Genomic DNA, 15242 nt, shown 5'->3' with positions numbered 1-15242 from the left:
CGGGCCAATGTGCCGGCCGATGCGCGGTGCGCGTTTTAATTATGATGCAGGGACGTTTGCTTGAACGCCTTGGTATAGGTTTGCGAGGGCGGCATTTCACGGGGCTCGCCGCCGCCACCGTCGTCGTTCGAGCCAATCATTCTCATCCGAAGTTCGGCGTAGGTTTTTACCAGCGAGCTGCGCACCGCTTCGACGCTGGTGTCCAGCTGTGCTGCGATATCGCTGTGTTTGGTGCCGAGCTTGAACAGCCTGAGGATCTGATAATCGCGCTCCGGCAGCTCCTGCAGATACTGCTCCATCGCCGCTTCCTCGATCGGGCGCGACTCGAAGCCGAGCTGGGCAAGCTCGCTCACGGCGCGGTCGATGATGGGGCGGGCGTCGGCATCGTCCGAATCGGCTTCCGAGAGCTGGCGCAGATCGGCCGCAGTTCGATCCAGAATACGGCTGACCTCGTCGTGGGGCAGGCCCAGATCGTGGGCGAGTCGGGCGCTCGTGCTGGAGTCAGCAGGGAGGGTGCGATTGGGATTGACCGTGGGGCTGGAGTCGATCTTCGGCGGCGGCTCTCGGACTGGCTCCAACCAGTGGCGTACTCTGCGACCCAACGACCTCATCTTTTCTTCGAATGCCTGCATCATTGGCTTGGCCTTTGCTTGAGGTACAAATCGCCAAGACAAAGGCTAGATGATTTCGGCAGTAAGACACAATACGCACCATAGGCGTTTGCGCTGCCTTTCCTGCAGAAAGTTCATACTTCTGAAAACGCCACCCGGTGCAAATACGGATCTGTCCGAGCCTCCGGTCGATCGGCAATCGCGGCTCGCAGCGCACACAAATTTCGTGAGCGAGTGTCGGATACTGCGCGCCGGCCTCGTTCTTGGGCCGAACGATCTTGTTTTTGCCTCAACGGAGCACGACATGTCCGAGTTTGCCGCCCCACCCCCGACCCCGATCGAACAGCGTGAGCTGATCCTGACCCGCATCTTCAAGGCGCCGCCAGCCAAGGTCTATCGCGCCTGGACCGAGCCGGAGCTGGTGAAGCAGTGGTTTGCGCCGGCGCCGTGGACCATTTCCAAAGTCGAATACGATCTGCGCCCCGGCGGTGCCAGCCTGGTGGTGATGCGCAGCCCGGAGGGCCACGAATTCGCGAATCCCGGCCTGTTCCTCGAGGTGGTGAAGAACCAGAAGCTGGTGTTCACCGATGCCTTCGCCAAGGCCTGGCAGCCGTCCGAGAAGGCTTTCATGGTCGCAACCGTCACTTTCGAGGATCACGACGGCGGCACCAAATACACCGCTCGCGCGCAGCACTGGTCGGCAGCCGATCGCGAGACCCACGAAAAAATGGGCTTCCACGAAGGTTGGGGCCAGTGTGCCGATCAGCTGGCGGCGTTGGCCGCGAGGTTATAACAAGGCCATGACCGACGCTTTGAGTCGAGCAGAGGTGACGGCACAACTGCGTCGCCTCGGTGTGAAGCGCGGAGGCGTGTTACTCGTACACACGTCCTTCCGCGCGGTTCGCCCCATCGAACGCGGACCGTCGGGCTTGATCGACGCCCTGCGCGAGGCGGTGGGCCCCGAGGGTACTTTGGTGATGCCGTCGTGGACCGAGCTGGATGATGAGCCCTTCGATGCGCTCACGACGCCGACCGCCCGCGATCTCGGCGTCGTCGCGCAAACGTTCTGGCGAGGGCCAGGCGTGCGTCGTAGCGATCACTTCCATGCGTTCGCCGCCGAGGGGCCGCAGGCGGCAGTCGTCACTGCCGATCCGTTACCCCTGCCGCCGCATATCCCGGCGAGTCCGGTGGGGCGAGTGCACGATCTGGATGGACAGGTGCTGCTACTCGGCGTGGGTCACGATGCAAACACGACGCTGCATCTGGCGGAGCTGATGGCCGGCGTTCCCTATCGGACGCCGAGCTATTGCACGGTGCTGGAGAATGGCCGGGCGACTCGGGTCGACTACGGCGAGAACAATCACTGCTGTGCGCGCTTCGCCCTGGCCGACGATTGGTTGCGAGTTCGAGGGCTGCAAACCGAAGGCCGGGTAGGGCAGGCGCATTCCCGCCTGTCCCGAGCGCGCGACATTGTCCGCGTTGCGCTCGAATATCTATCCATGGACCCGCTGTTATTTCTTCATCCCGTCGACGCGGGCTGTGAGGAGTGCGACCAGGCTCGTCAAAGTGTCGGCGCCGCTCCTTTCATCAGGAATACGGGCTGATTGGCGGCTTTCGAGCTCACGCTGATCCACTGCCACGCATCGATGCTCTGAGGCAGCTCCGCGCCGCTCTCATCGATCAGATCGCAGCCGCTGATGTGATGACTCACGCTTTGCGCCGCGGCGTCGGCGGAAGGGAACGAACCGACGAAGTCGTCGTTGAGCCACAGCTCGCAGTGCATGCTGTCGTCGCTGGCGGCTCGGATGGTCAGCGTTCCCGCGGGAATGACAGTGGCGTACATGAGAAACCTCCGTCCGCTTGTTCGCTGTTGTCGGAGGTCAAACCATATGCTCGCTGCGGTCTGTTTTACAATCCGTATTCCGTAGGAGAACGGCGACAATTGTTGTCGGCGCGACGACGGGACCTGTCGGAGCGCGCCTGGATGCAGCGTGGCATAACGTATGTTATGCCGTACGAGGCGTGGGATTTCGCGGGCTTAGCGAACGATGCGCGGCTTCGTCTCAACTTCGGCCGCGCGCGTCGCAGCTGTTGCTTGCACGCGCCATTCACTCGAATGACGCGTCTTCGCAAGCTTTACTTCTTGCCGTTCTTGCCCTTGGGCTCGTCCTTGGCTTCTTCGGTCAGGCTCTTGTCGAGCTCGGGCAGCGTCGGCAGATCCTTCTCGTCCTTGACCAGCGGCTTGAGCTGCTCATGCAGCTTGCCCGCGAGCGCATGCGTGTCGGTGTACGCGGTGATCAGCTTGGCGTTCTTTTCGTTCGCCTTGGTGAGCTGCTCGTCGGTCTGCTGCTTTTCCTTGCGCAGGGTGGCCATGTTGGCCTCGGCGGTACGGCGGCCATCGGCCTCGTCCTGCTTCTCCTTGCGCAGCGCCTTGAGCTTCTTCACCACGTTCTCGGGTGTGTCGGCGAGCGCGGCATTGATCGCCTTGACCGTCTTGTCCTTCTCGGCCACGACGCTCTTCATCTGCGCCATTTCTTTGGTGAAATTCGCGCGCTCGATTTCGATCTGGCGCGTGGCGCTGTCCTGCGCGACGCGGGTCTCCTCGGCGGAGGCGACAGCGATCGCGCGAGCCTTCTCGGCGATCTGCAGCTTCTTCTCCATCTCGGTGATCGCCTGCTTGGCTTCCTGGCGCGCGGTGGCGACGCTCGAGTCGGCCTCGGCAATCTTCTTGATGACGGCGTCAAGCGCTACTTTGAGTTCTTCCTGAGAGCAGTTGGGATCCAGCTTCAAGGCGTCGGTCGCCGACCGCATCAAAATCTGCTTGCTGATCGCAAGCTCTTTCCAAACTTTCAACTGCAGCTCAAGTTGCGCTTGTTCCACATTCACTTCCTGGGGTTGGTTACGGGGAGTAGACAAAACGTAGCTCGCCATTAAGGCCAATAATTGGACAGATCAGCTAGCGGGAGTTTTTCGGGGCGCGGATTGTATGCCAAAACGCGGCCGCTGGGGCCGCCTCTAACACGGGTTTCACCGGGAAATTCGACTCAATCGGGGGTCAGATTCGCACTCAATTCGCTGCCACTTCGCCTTTAGGGGCCGGCATGGATTTAACCGGGTCGCCGCGGGACGCCCGCCAGAGGTGGGGCTGGCCCTGAAAAATCCAAGGCTTAGGGTGAAAAATTGTTCCTCGCCGTGGGTTGCGTGCCGGCGCCGGGGTGGGGCCGCTGGAGCCACGCGTGCGTCCGAATAATACCTTGGACCCCTGTCAGGCGGGCAGTGCCCCGGCGATCTGAACCCGGTTCCGACCTGACCTTTTTGCATCATAGACGGCCGCATCCGCGCGGGCGATCAGGTGTTCGCCCCAAACGCCGAGGGTGTCGCTCGTTGCCACTCCGATGCTACAGGTCACCCGGATCGGCTCGCCGAAGCCCTCCACGCGCACATCGGCGACCCGATTGCGGATGCGCTCGGCGATCGGGCCGGCGGCCGCGATGTCGGCGCTGCTCAAAATGACCACGAACTCTTCGCCGCCATAGCGACCGATGACATCTGACTGACGCAGCTCGGCGTGGATGGGACCGATGACGGCGCGCAGGCAGGCGTCGCCGGCCTGATGACCGCGCGTGTCGTTGATCTCCTTGAAATGGTCGAGGTCGATGAACAACAGGGCGATGGGCAGCCCTCGCGCACGAGCGCGCAGACACGCGGCTTCGAGTCGTTCGACCAGTGAGCGTCGATTCAGCACGCCGGTGAGAGGATCCGTCTGCGCGCGCTTCTCCGCATCCGACAGCGCGAGCCGCTGATCGCGCAGCCGATCGGCGACACCCAATGCGATCAGCACCGCCGCGGCGACCATCGACAGCGGCAGGCCGTAATACAGCAGCCCCTCGGCGCCCTCGGGATCGGTGACCAGCAGCCGGATGGCCGTCGCGATCGTGAAGCCTTCCAGCAATCCCCACGCGATCAAGAACCAGCCGGCGGCCCGGTTGTTTCGCTGCCAGGCCAGGAAGGCCACGACTAGCGTGAACACCGCCGATCCGAGGAACACCAGGTTGCCGATCGCGGCGACCACGCCACCCAATCCGACGTGCTGAGCGACGTTGGCGAACGCGAGCACGACGAATGTAATCGCCATCCAGCCGAAGATCGCGTAGACCTTGGGCGAGTAGAGCCGCAGCTCCGCGATCTCCCGGACGAACAGACAGGCGGCCGCGCCGCTCAGCGCTGCCGTGACGTTCCAGGTGTAGCTCATGACCGGCGCCGCCAGTTCGAGCAGTGGCCATTCGAATCCCTGGCCGGAGAGGTATGCGACATATAACGCCTGCAGCGAGAACAGGGTCGCGTAAAACAGCAGCAGGCGGTCGGAGAGCACCAGCCAGATCAGCAGCGAAGAGAACGCCATCGCCATCAGCGCGCCGAACGCAATGGCGATCATGCGTGCGCGCTCGGCGCCGGTCGCGAGCGTTTGCTCGAGCGTCGAGACGCCGAACTGTAATCCTTCCCAACCCTGGCCCTGCGGATCGACACGGACGTACAGCAGCTGACCTTCGACGAGCCGATCAGGCAGCGCGAGCACGATCTGATGCATGCCGCGGAAGCCGGGCAGGTAAGTGGCCGCTCGCAGCGGCACGGTGTGGCCACCTTGTACTGTGTAAGCCTGAATTTGCAGATGCCGGCCCTTGCTGATGTTCAGCGTCGGGACCGAGCCGGGCGTGGAATTTTCTTCGGCGCGCAGTCGCAGCCAGAAGGCGCTGTCTCGTTTGCGAGCGGCAGTGAAATCGAACGGTTGAAAGCGGGGGTCGAGTGCGCCGCTGGTCAGGTTTTCGATGCCGGCATCGCCGGCGGCCGGATCGAGCATCTGGATTTCCAGGCTCGTGCCGTTGGCGACGACCGCGTCCGCAGCGCTGCCCAAGGACGGCACGGCCAGCAGGCAGGCGCCCAGCGCCACCAGCCATGCGGCCAACCATTCACGCACGATTTGCCTCCCATCCCGATGACGTCCCAACGGTGCTGATTTGGACCAGCCTCCCCCCGCTTGGAACGGCGGCCATCGTAGCACGGGCCAGGCCGGCGATATTTGTGGATGCATGCGGATTTGCACACAGCCGCGAGGCGTGCTTGCGCCGGATTGGGGCAGCCGAGCGGCATCCAAAGCGGCGCGCGCGCCGAAGATCAGTTCAGGCTGGACCTGACTGCGAGTGACATGCACTGGATGGGCAAGATTCTCGGCCGCGGCCTGCTCGCGGCACTTTTAATAGCGCCCTGGCCGGCGCTGGCCAATCACACCTGGGACTTTCGCGTGTTCCTCGATGAAAAAGAGATCGGCACGCATCGCTTCGATCTGATTGATCGCAACGGCGAGCGCGAGCTGATCAGCGACGCGCGCATGAAGGTCAAACTGCTGTTCGTGACCGCGTACACCTACGATCATCGCGACGTCGAGCACTGGCAGGGCGACTGCTTGAGCAAGCTGTCTTCCACCACGGATGACAACGGCGAGAAACATCGCGTCGACGTGCAGCGGCGTGAGGGTGCGACGATCGTGCAGACCCTCGAAGGCACGCAGCGTTTGGGCGAGTGCGTGCTCACGTTTGCGTACTGGAATCCGGCGATGCTGCAGCAGACGCAGTTGCTCAACTCACAGGACGGCGAGCACGTGAAGGTGAAGATCACCGACGCGGGTGCGGACTCCATCGTCGTGCGCGGCGTGAAGACGCCGGCGCGCCGCTACGAGCTACGCAGCGAGAAGCTCTCGATCGATCTGTGGTATTCGGAGCAGCAGGAGTGGCTGGCGCTCGAATCGAAGACCGAACGCGGCCAGAAGCTCATTTATAAGTTGAAGTAGGAGCGGGCGACAGCAGCGCCACCCGCTCCGAAGCGCTGCTCAATTGGCGCCGGTCGCGATGAATTGCTGAGTGTGGAAGTCAGCATCGCCCAGCGTCAGCTCGATGGCCGTCAAACGCTTGAAGTAATGACTGACCATCAGTTCCTCGGTCATGCCCATGCCGCCATGGAGTTGCACGGCCTGCTGGCCGACGAAGCGGCCGGCCTGGCCGACGATCACTTTGGCCGCCGACAAGGCGCGGCGACGCTCGCCGGCCTCCGGATCGACGCATTTGATCGCCGCGAGATAGCTCATCGATTTGGCCTGCTCGCTGTGCAGGAACATGTCGGCCATTCGATGCTGCAGCACCTGGAATTTCGCGATCGGCTGGCCGAACTGCTTGCGATTCTTGGTGTAGTCGAGCGTCGTGGCATTCACCGCCTTCATGATGCCGACGGCTTCGGCGCACAGCGCGCTCAAGGCGTGATCGTAAGCCGCTTCGATCGCGGCGAATGCCTTGCCTTCAGCACCCACGAGCGCGGAGGCGGGCACGGTCACTTTCTTCAGCTCGATGTCGGCGGCGCGCAGGCCGTCGATGGTGCCGTAGTCCTTGAGGGTGACGCCGGCAGCCTTCGGATCGACGCGAAAAACGCTGATGCCATCGGTGTCGCCCGTGCGGCCGCTGGTGCGTGCGCTGATGAGTAATTCGTCGGCAGCGCCGCCGCCGATGATCACGTTCTTGAGGCCATCGAGGACGTAGCCGCCGGAAGACTTCTCCGCACGCGTCGCTACGTGATCGATCTCACCGCGAGTCTGCGGCTCTTGATGCGCGAGGATCACTATGCGCTCACCCGAGGCGATGTTCGGGAGCAATTGTTCGGCCGCGGCTTTATCGCCAATCCGAGTCAGAAACACGGGCGCGATCACGGCGGCGGCGAGGAATGGCTCGACCACCAGGCCCTCGCCGAGCGCATTCATCACCAGCATCGTTTCCACGGGGCCGTTGCCCAGGCCGCCATGCTCTTCGGGAACGTTGATCGCGGTCAGACCGAGGCCGGCGATCTCCTGCCACATGTCGCGGCTCCAGCCCCCCTTGCCTTGCAGGATGGCGCGCCGGGCCTCGAACGAATAGTTGTCGCGCACGAAACGCTGGACGGTGTCGGCCAGCAGCTGCTGTTCATCGCTGAAATTGAAATCCATGAGATAGCTCGTTCTTAGAGGCCAAGAATCATTTGGGAAATGATGTTGCGCTGAATTTCGTTGGAGCCGCCGTAGATCGTGACCTTGCGGACGTTGCAGTAGGTCGCGGCCAGCGGCGCGGCATAGTCGGGGCCGGCGACGCTGGTGAGGTCGCCTTCCTCGATGGAGCCGCGCTCGAACGGCAGGGCATACGGGCCGACCGCGTACATCATCAGCTCGGTCAGAGCCTGCTGAATTTCGGTGCCCTTGATCTTGAGGATGGAGGCTTCCGGCCCGGGCGCGCGCTTCTCCGATTCGGCCGACAGCGCACGCAGATTGGTGATCTCGAGCGCCATCAGCTCCATCTCGACCTGCGCGACGCGCGCGGCGAACAGCAGATCCTCGAGCAGCGGACGCCCGTTCTTCGTTTCTTTTCGCGCGATCGCCTTCAAGCGGCCGAGCTCACGCTTCGAGGCGCCGACGCCGGCGATGTTGGTGCGCTCGTGGCCGAGCAGGAACTTGGCGTAGGTCCAGCCTTTGTTTTCTTCGCCGATGCGATTTTCCACCGGCACTTTGACGTTCTCGAACCAAACCTCGTTCACCTCGTGCGCACCGTCCATCGTGATGATGGGGCGCACGGTGATGCCCGGCGTCTTCATGTCGATCAGCAGGAAAGAAATGCCTTGCTGTTGCTTGGGCGCGTTCGGATCGGTGCGCACCAGGCAGAAGATCCAGTCGGCGTATTGGCCGAGCGTGTTCCAGGTCTTCTGGCCGTTCACGATGTAGTGATCGCCTTGCCGTTCGGCGCGCGTCTTCAGCGAGGCGAGATCGGATCCTGCGCCCGGCTCGGAGTAGCCCTGGCACCACCACACCTCGCCATTGAGGATCCCGGGCAGAAAGCGCTGCTGCTGAGCAGGAGAGCCGAACGCCATGATCACGGGCGCCACCATCTTCAACCCAAAAGGAATGGTTCGAGGCGCGCCGGCCGCGGCAGCTTCCTCGTCGTAGATGTGCATTTCGACCGGGCCCCAGCCCGGACCGCCGAATTGTTTCGGCCAGCCCGGCGCGCCCCAGCCGCGTTGGAACAGGATTTTCTGCCAGCGGGTGTAGTCCTCGGCACGCAGCGCCAGGCCGTTCTTGACCCGCTGCGCTATGTCCTGTGGGAGCCGATCGCGCAGGAACTGGCGGACTTCGTCGCGAAATGCCAGCTCGGCGGGCGTGAAATTCAAATCCATTGGAGACCTGCTGTGGCTGCTGTGCAGAACAATAATTCTCGATGCAGACCGAGATGATAGGGGCTCGACCTTTCTATTCGCAACCGCGCCCGACTCGGTCGCAGCTTTCCCGGTCTCACGCTGTCAGTCCAGACATTCCGCCGGGGAACCCTTGCGGAGCCATATATGCTCACATACCTTCACGGACGGGTGGCTTGGTTGCGCACTGCGAGATGTGATAATTTTTGGGCAGAACGGTCGCCCGCATTGTGGAATAACGACGGGCGCCGAGACCAATTGACGAGGGGTGCCGGATCGCCTTGCGGCACGAAGCTTGGCCAAAGCTTCGCGACGCAGGGGCCGCGGCTGGCGTTGCAAGGACCAGTGGGGGAACGGGGAGCATGTCCCAAAAGCATTTCGATTTTTGGCCTGTCGGCCTGCCACGCAATATCACATCGCCGGCGACCAACCTGTTTTACAACGTGGAGGTTTCCGCGGCCCGGTATCCCGACAAGCCGTACCTGATCTTTTTCGAAGCGCCGCTCTCCTACGGGCAGTTCAAGGATCAGGCGGAGCGTCTGGCGGGATTTCTCCAGCAGGATTGCGGCGTCAAAGCGGGCGATCGCGTGCTGCTGGTGATGCAGAACAGTCCGCAGTTCATCCTTGCTTACTACGGCGTCCTGCGAGCTAACGCCATCGTCGTGCCGGTGAACCCGATGAGCGTCACCGCCGAGCTCGAGCACTATCTCCACGACAGCGGCGCGAAAGTCGCCCTCGTGGCGCAAGAGGTTTATCCGCAGCTGCAGCCGCTGCTCGGCAAGCTCGATCGCGCGATCGTCGCGGCGTACAGCGATTACATCAAACCGACGACGGACCTGCGCATGCCAGAGGTTGTGAGCGCGCCGAGACAGCCGATCGAGGATGAAGGCGTGACGTTGTGGGTCGATGCGCTGGCGGCGAAGCGCACGCCGGGGCCGCTCACCGTCGGGCCCGACGATCTTTGCGTGATTCCGTACAGCTCGGGCACGACCGGCCGGCCGAAGGGCTGCATGCTCACTCATCGCAATGTGATGCACACGCTGCTCACGAATGCGTTCTGGTTCGGCGGCAACTCCGACACCAGCCAGCTGGTCGTGCTGCCGTTCTTCCATGTCACCAGCATGCAGGGTGGCATGAACGCGCCGATGTTCTATGGCGGCACCATCGTGCTGATGTGTCGTTGGGATCGCGAGGTCGCGGCCGAGTTGATCCAGCGCTACAAGCTGATGTCGTGGACCGCGATCGCCACCATGGTGATCGATTTCCTCGCCAACCCGAAGCTCGATCAATATGACCTGTCGTCGCTGGTCCGCGTGTCCGGCGGCGGCGCGGCCATGCCGGCGGCCGTGGGCGAACGTTTGCAACAGCTGGTCGGCTCGCCGTACATCGAAGGCTACGGGCTGACCGAGACCATCGCGCCGACCCACGTGAATCCGCCGGACCGGCCGAAGCGTCAGTGCTTGGGCGTTCCCATCTTCAATACCGACTCGCGCGTCATCGATCCGGACACGCTGCAGGAAGTGCCGCAGGGAACGGTGGGCGAGATCGTCACGAACGGGCCGCAGATCTTCCAGGGTTACTGGCGCAATCCCGCAGCCACCGAGGCGGCGTTCGTCGCCCTCGACGGCAAGAAGTTCTTCCGGACCGGCGATCTGGGCTACGTCGATGAGGACGGTTATTTCTTCCTGGTCGACCGGCTCAAGCGGATGATCAACTGTTCCGGCTTCAAAGTGTGGCCGGCGGAGATCGAGGCGCAGATGTACAAACATCCGGCCATCCAGGAGGCCTGCGTGATCGGCGCCAAAGATGCGCATCGGGGCGAGACGGTGAAAGCCGTCGTGGTGCTGCGGGCGACTCACAAAGGCAAAGTGAGCGAAGCGGAGATCATCGAGTGGACGCGCCAGAACATGGCGACTTACAAACATCCGAGGATCGTCGAATTTGTCGAGGCGTTGCCGAAGTCGGCGACCGGCAAAGTACAGTGGCGTCAATTGCAGGAAGCTGAGATGGCGCGCGCGGCGCAGGCTTGACCAATACAAGGCGGGAAACATTATGGCGACCAGAGCATCAGAAACGACTCGCATGATCGAGACCAGCGGAGCGGCGCACGCGGCGGCTGCACCGAAACCCCACGTGGGCAAGCAGGACCGGCATTTCGTCACCGCGTTGTCGCGCGGCCTGGACGTGCTGTCGTGCTTCCGCAGCGGCAGCCGGTTGCTGGGCAATCAGGATATTTCCGAGCGCTGCCGGCTGCCCAAGTCGACCGTGTCCCGTCTGACCTACACGCTCACCAAGCTCGGCTATCTGCACTACGTGAAGGAGTCGGGCAAATATCGCCTGGGCACGGCGACGCTGGCGCTCGGCAGCGCGGTGCTCGGCCGCTTCGAAGTGCGCGATCTGGCCCGTCCGCTGATGCAGGAACTGGCGGATGCGACCGGCACCTCGGTGGCGCTGGGCGCGCGGCAGCGGCTCAGCATGGTGTGCGTCGAAGTCTGCAAGGGCAACGCGGTGCTCTCATTGAATATGGAAGTGGGCATGCGTCTGCCGCTGGCGACGGCCGCCATCGGTCGCGCCTATCTCGCCGTTTGCAGCGACACCGAGCGCGCCGATCTGCTCGATCAATTGAAAGAGTTGGATCACCTGGCGTGGCCGGGCTTGAAGCTGGGCATCGACAAGGCGCTCGCCATGTATTCGGATCTGGGGGTGTGCGCCTCGTTCGGCGACTGGCAGCCGGATGTGAACGGCATCGCGGTGGGCTTCCGGCCGGGCAATGGCTTGCCGCCGATGAGCATCAACTGCGGCGCCCCGGCCTTCAAGGTGTCGCAGGAATATTTGCTCAACGACGTGCGGCCGCGGCTGGTGGAGCTGGTGCGCCGGATCGAAGAGGGGTTGGGACAGGCCCGTTCCTGACGCGCGCCTGAAATAACTCCGCAATCCGCTCGAAAAGAACGGCGTGCATCGCAAGGTGCGCGCCTTTTTTTTTGCTGTTGGCTATGTCACCAAGGTGTCATTGACTTCAGACGTAGTTGCAAGCCGACGCCCAATGCAAGCTGGAACTTTTATGGTGCAAGGCCAGTTAACTGGCAGCCGTGGTAATTTTGTATCAATCAGCGAATCATGCGCGAAGCACCGCAAGCAGAGAACACCCGCGCTGATTCGCGCGGCTCCGCTGCGCATGCTTTCGATAATGTCGCAGCGAGCCGTCGTCGCAGTCAGCGCGTTCATCGCGGCACGTCGGAGCCGCCCACTGTCGCTCTGCTCAGACACGTACTGAACCCATCGGTCATCGTGCTGACCCTGATGTTCTGTGCATTTCTGTTCGCACAGGAACTGACGCCTTCCTATTTCGCGCTGGCGGCGCTCGCGTTCCTGATCGCCTCGCAAGTGGTGAGCGAGCCGGTGATGGATTGTTCGGTTCGCAATGGCCTCACCAATCTGCTCCAGCACCGTATTTTCGCCGAGTGGCTGCTGGTCTCCGCCGCGCTGTTATTGATGGCGTTTGCGTTCAAGGTCACTGAGACATTTTCGCGACGGGTAATTCTTACCTGGTTCGCGATTACTCCGTTTGCAGTCGTCGTGGCCGAAGCATGCTTGCGTCGCTACGCCGCATTTTCCGCCCTGCGCGGCAAGATTCAGCAGAGTCACGTCATCATCGGCGCGAATGAGGCTGGCTCGCGTCTGGCCCGGCGTTTGATGGCGCATCCGCATCTGGGTCTGTTCAAAGGCTTCTTCGACGATCGCGATACCGCCCGCCTGCCCGACATGCCGCAGGAACAATTGCTGGGCGGCATGTCCGACATCGTCAATTACGTGCGCATCAACGCCGTCAGCAACATTTATATCTGTCTGCCGATGCGCGCCGATGAGCGCGTCAACAAGCTGCTCGAGGAGTTGAAGGACACGACCGCGTCCGTGTACTTCGTGCCCGACATCTTCATGTTCGATCTGATCCAGGCGCGCGTTTGCGACATCGACGGCATTCCGATGCTCGCGGTCTGCGAGACCCCGTTCGCAGGGCTCGACGGCGTGATCAAGCGCGCCAGCGACATCGTGTTCTCGTCGCTGCTGTTGATGATGTTGTGGCCGCTGCTGTTGGCAATTGCAGTCGGTGTGCGCATGAGCTCGCCAGGCCCTATTCTGTTCCGCCAGCGCCGCTACGGCATGTATGGCGAGGCCATCAATGTTTATAAGTTCCGAAGCATGACGGTGTGCGAAGACGGCGACACGGTCACGCAAGCTCAACGCAACGATCCGCGTGTGACGCGCTTCGGCGCGTTCCTCCGGCGCACCTCATTGGATGAGCTGCCGCAGCTCTTCAATGTATTCCTCGGTTCGATGAGCCTGGTGGGGCCGCGGCCGCATGCGGTCGCTCACAACGAGGAGTATCGCCGGGTCATCGAGGGTTACATGCTGCGTCATAAAGTCCGGCCCGGCATCACGGGTTGGGCGCAAGTGAACGGACTGCGCGGGGAGACCGACACGGTCGACAAGATGCAGCGTCGGGTCGAGTACGACCTCGACTATCTGCGGAATTGGTCATTGGGACTGGACCTCACCATTCTGTTGCGGACCGCCTCGCTGGTGTGGCGCGACCGTAATGCATATTGAAGGGTAGAGCCATGCGTAAAACACAACTCCACGTCTGGATCGCCATGATGTTCTGCGTGGTCGCGATGGCTGCGCAGGCAGTGCAAACCGGCTCGATTCATCTGCCGTTCTGATCGACCATGCCAGAGCCCAAAGGCATTGAGGCCGATGCGCCTCGCCTCGGCGCATTACTTCGTTATCTGCAAACGGAGCAGGTCGAGCACGTCGTCCTGGATGAGCCCGTCGACGACGATTGCTCGGGCGTGCGGCTGACCGCGACGGTGGTGGTGGCGGCGGAAACTTTGCCTTTATTGCCGCCGCTCTTGAATGAATTTTGTCGTCGTCACGACATGCAGCTGGTCCATCACTGGTGCCACGGCGGCGATGAGCTCTTCATGTTCAGTTGGCTCAACGAGCGGCAGCGGCCGGACTTCATGTCGTTGCGTGTGCAGCGGCACGCGGCGAAGCAGGGCAGTTGGTGGCAACGGAAGCGCGAGCAGTTGCGACGCTGGCGTGAGCCGTCGGGACTCTTGATCGCGTGCCTCGGACCGCCCGGCAGTGGACGAAGCGACGTCGTAGAGCAGTTGGGCGCGCTGCCGCTGGCGCCGTTCTCAGCCGCTCATGTCATCAACATCCGGCCGCGCATGATGCGGCCTGTGCCGGTGAATCCAGATTCGCGAGTGCCGCGCGGCCGCCTGGGAACCATCGCCAAGCTCATGATGTTCGTGGCCGACTACTGGCTGGGCTACTGGTGGCGGATTCGTCCGAAGCTCGTGGCTTCGACCATGGTGGTCTCGAACCGCTACTTCGACGACATCCTGGTCGATCCCGGCTACTACCGGATCGATCGGTTCAGAAGCCTGGCGCGCTGGCTGTTGCCCTGGGTTCCGCGTCCGCAGCTGTGGCTCGTGTTCGATGTGCCCTCCGAGGTCTTGCAGACCCGCACGCGTGAAGTGGCGGAGGAGGAGGCCGCGCGATTGCGCAGCGAATACCGCAAGGTGCTGCGGCGTCGTGAAGACGTGGTTGTGCTCGATGCCAGCCAGACGCTCGATGAGTTGAGCGCCGAAGCCGAGCGGGCCATCGTCGCTCAACTCGTGCGTCGCACGGCTCGACGCCTCGGTTTACCCGATACCAGCAAAGACAATCCGACTTCGACGGATGTGCTGCTGTTCTTCTGCCGCCGGCACGTGCCGGTGTTGAGCAAGCTGGTTCGCGTGCTCTTCAACAGCGACATTCATTGCCGGCTGCCCGATGACGTCCACATGCCGCATCCGTACGGCATCGTGCTCCACCGACAGGCTGTCATCGGTCATCGCGTGACCATCATGCAGCAGGTCATGATCGGCGGCCGCGGCGGCGATCCGAACATTGCGCCCGTGATCGGCGATGACGTAACCATCGGCGCGGGGGCACGCATTCTGGGCGACGTTCGCATTGGCAAAGGCGTCACGATCGGCGCCAATGCCGTCGTGACCCGCGACATTCCAGCCGGGGCCACGGTGGTGGGCGCCGATCGCATCGTCGCCACGGGTCGCAATTCGCCGACGGGCGATGTCGAGGCTGCGAAAGTCGCCAAATTCCCGCTGCCGCCCCGGCGAAATTCCGCGGCCTGAGCGCTGAAATGCGCAACCCCGACCCCATCATTGCACCATGATGGACACGGCGTTGCCCGAGCGGTCGGCGGGGTCAGGGTGTGAAATCGATCTCGCTAAGCACGCGACTTATCACACTGCGTTTCTCAACCGCAGGGTGGTTCGGCTACAATGCCGGCCCTCTAAATGTCCCTAT

At 62.6% G+C, this 15242-nt stretch carries 13 protein-coding genes; 7 read left to right on the top strand and 6 right to left on the bottom strand.

Annotation, left to right across the window (positions count from 1 at the left end):
• Positions 1 to 35: 35 nt before the first annotated feature.
• Entirely contained in the window at positions 36 to 635 is a 600-nt protein-coding gene (locus GYH35_RS09605) for a sigma-70 family RNA polymerase sigma factor (RefSeq protein WP_161815754.1), read from the bottom strand.
• A 280-nt stretch (positions 636 to 915) separates the two neighbouring features.
• On the opposite strand from GYH35_RS09605, the gene GYH35_RS09600 reads away from it, so the two are divergent.
• A complete protein-coding gene (locus GYH35_RS09600; protein ID WP_161815753.1) occupies positions 916 to 1404 on the top strand; it encodes an SRPBCC family protein in 489 nt (162 codons plus the stop codon).
• A 7-nt stretch (positions 1405 to 1411) separates the two neighbouring features.
• Positions 1412 to 2215 carry an AAC(3)-IV family aminoglycoside N-acetyltransferase gene (aac(3)-IV, locus tag GYH35_RS09595; RefSeq protein WP_161828266.1) on the top strand — a complete coding sequence of 268 codons (804 nt, stop codon included), beginning with the start codon at positions 1412 to 1414 and terminating at the stop codon, positions 2213 to 2215.
• Here aac(3)-IV and GYH35_RS09590 read toward each other — a convergent pair.
• The 3 genes from GYH35_RS09590 to GYH35_RS09580 all read right to left on the bottom strand — a co-directional run bounded on the left by GYH35_RS09590 (position 2173) and on the right by GYH35_RS09580 (position 5586).
• Positions 2173 to 2454, bottom strand: a complete 282-nt coding sequence (locus GYH35_RS09590) for a YecA/YgfB family protein (protein ID WP_161815751.1) — start codon at positions 2452 to 2454, stop codon at positions 2173 to 2175. The genes aac(3)-IV and GYH35_RS09590 overlap by 43 nt on opposite strands.
• 293 nt (positions 2455 to 2747) lie before the next feature.
• Positions 2748 to 3491, bottom strand: coding sequence for a GumC domain-containing protein (locus GYH35_RS09585; protein ID WP_161828265.1), 744 nt, complete (start codon positions 3489 to 3491; stop codon positions 2748 to 2750).
• A gap of 385 nt (positions 3492 to 3876) precedes the next feature.
• Complete coding sequence (locus GYH35_RS09580) at positions 3877 to 5586, bottom strand: sensor domain-containing diguanylate cyclase (protein ID WP_161828264.1); 1710 nt, start codon at positions 5584 to 5586, stop codon at positions 3877 to 3879.
• A gap of 108 nt (positions 5587 to 5694) precedes the next feature.
• On the opposite strand from GYH35_RS09580, the gene GYH35_RS09575 reads away from it, so the two are divergent.
• Positions 5695 to 6456 (top strand): DUF6134 family protein, encoded by a 762-nt coding sequence (locus tag GYH35_RS09575; protein ID WP_161828263.1) that lies wholly within the window; start codon positions 5695 to 5697, stop codon positions 6454 to 6456.
• 39 nt (positions 6457 to 6495) lie between these two features.
• Here the strand turns inward: GYH35_RS09575 and GYH35_RS09570 are convergent, their stop codons facing one another.
• On the bottom strand, positions 6496 to 7635 hold the full coding sequence (locus GYH35_RS09570; RefSeq protein WP_161828262.1) for an acyl-CoA dehydrogenase family protein: 1140 nt from the start codon (positions 7633 to 7635) through the stop codon (positions 6496 to 6498).
• 14 nt (positions 7636 to 7649) lie between these two features.
• Positions 7650 to 8849: an acyl-CoA dehydrogenase family protein gene (locus GYH35_RS09565; RefSeq protein ID WP_161828261.1), complete on the bottom strand. Its 1200-nt coding sequence runs from the start codon at positions 8847 to 8849 to the stop codon at positions 7650 to 7652.
• Positions 8850 to 9229: 380 nt separating this feature from the next.
• Between GYH35_RS09565 and GYH35_RS09560 the strand changes: the two genes are divergently transcribed.
• The 4 genes from GYH35_RS09560 (at position 9230) to GYH35_RS34585 (ending at position 15067) form a co-directional block, all read left to right on the top strand.
• Entirely contained in the window at positions 9230 to 10897 is a 1668-nt protein-coding gene (locus GYH35_RS09560; RefSeq protein WP_161815745.1) for a long-chain fatty acid--CoA ligase, read from the top strand.
• A gap of 52 nt (positions 10898 to 10949) precedes the next feature.
• Entirely contained in the window at positions 10950 to 11777 is an 828-nt protein-coding gene (locus GYH35_RS09555; protein ID WP_161815992.1) for an IclR family transcriptional regulator, read from the top strand.
• 207 nt (positions 11778 to 11984) lie between these two features.
• Positions 11985 to 13475 (top strand): undecaprenyl-phosphate glucose phosphotransferase, encoded by a 1491-nt coding sequence (locus tag GYH35_RS09550; protein ID WP_202624194.1) that lies wholly within the window; start codon positions 11985 to 11987, stop codon positions 13473 to 13475.
• Positions 13476 to 13594: 119 nt separating this feature from the next.
• Positions 13595 to 15067, top strand: coding sequence for a hypothetical protein (locus tag GYH35_RS34585; protein WP_202624193.1), 1473 nt, complete (start codon positions 13595 to 13597; stop codon positions 15065 to 15067).
• Positions 15068 to 15242: the final 175 nt, after the last annotated feature.

The organism is Steroidobacter agaridevorans (assembly GCF_009932555.1).
GTDB classification, from domain to species: Bacteria; Pseudomonadota; Gammaproteobacteria; order Steroidobacterales; family Steroidobacteraceae; genus Steroidobacter; species Steroidobacter agaridevorans.
Note: the sequence above shows the minus strand (reverse complement) of the source record. Positions and strands in the feature narration are given on the sequence as shown.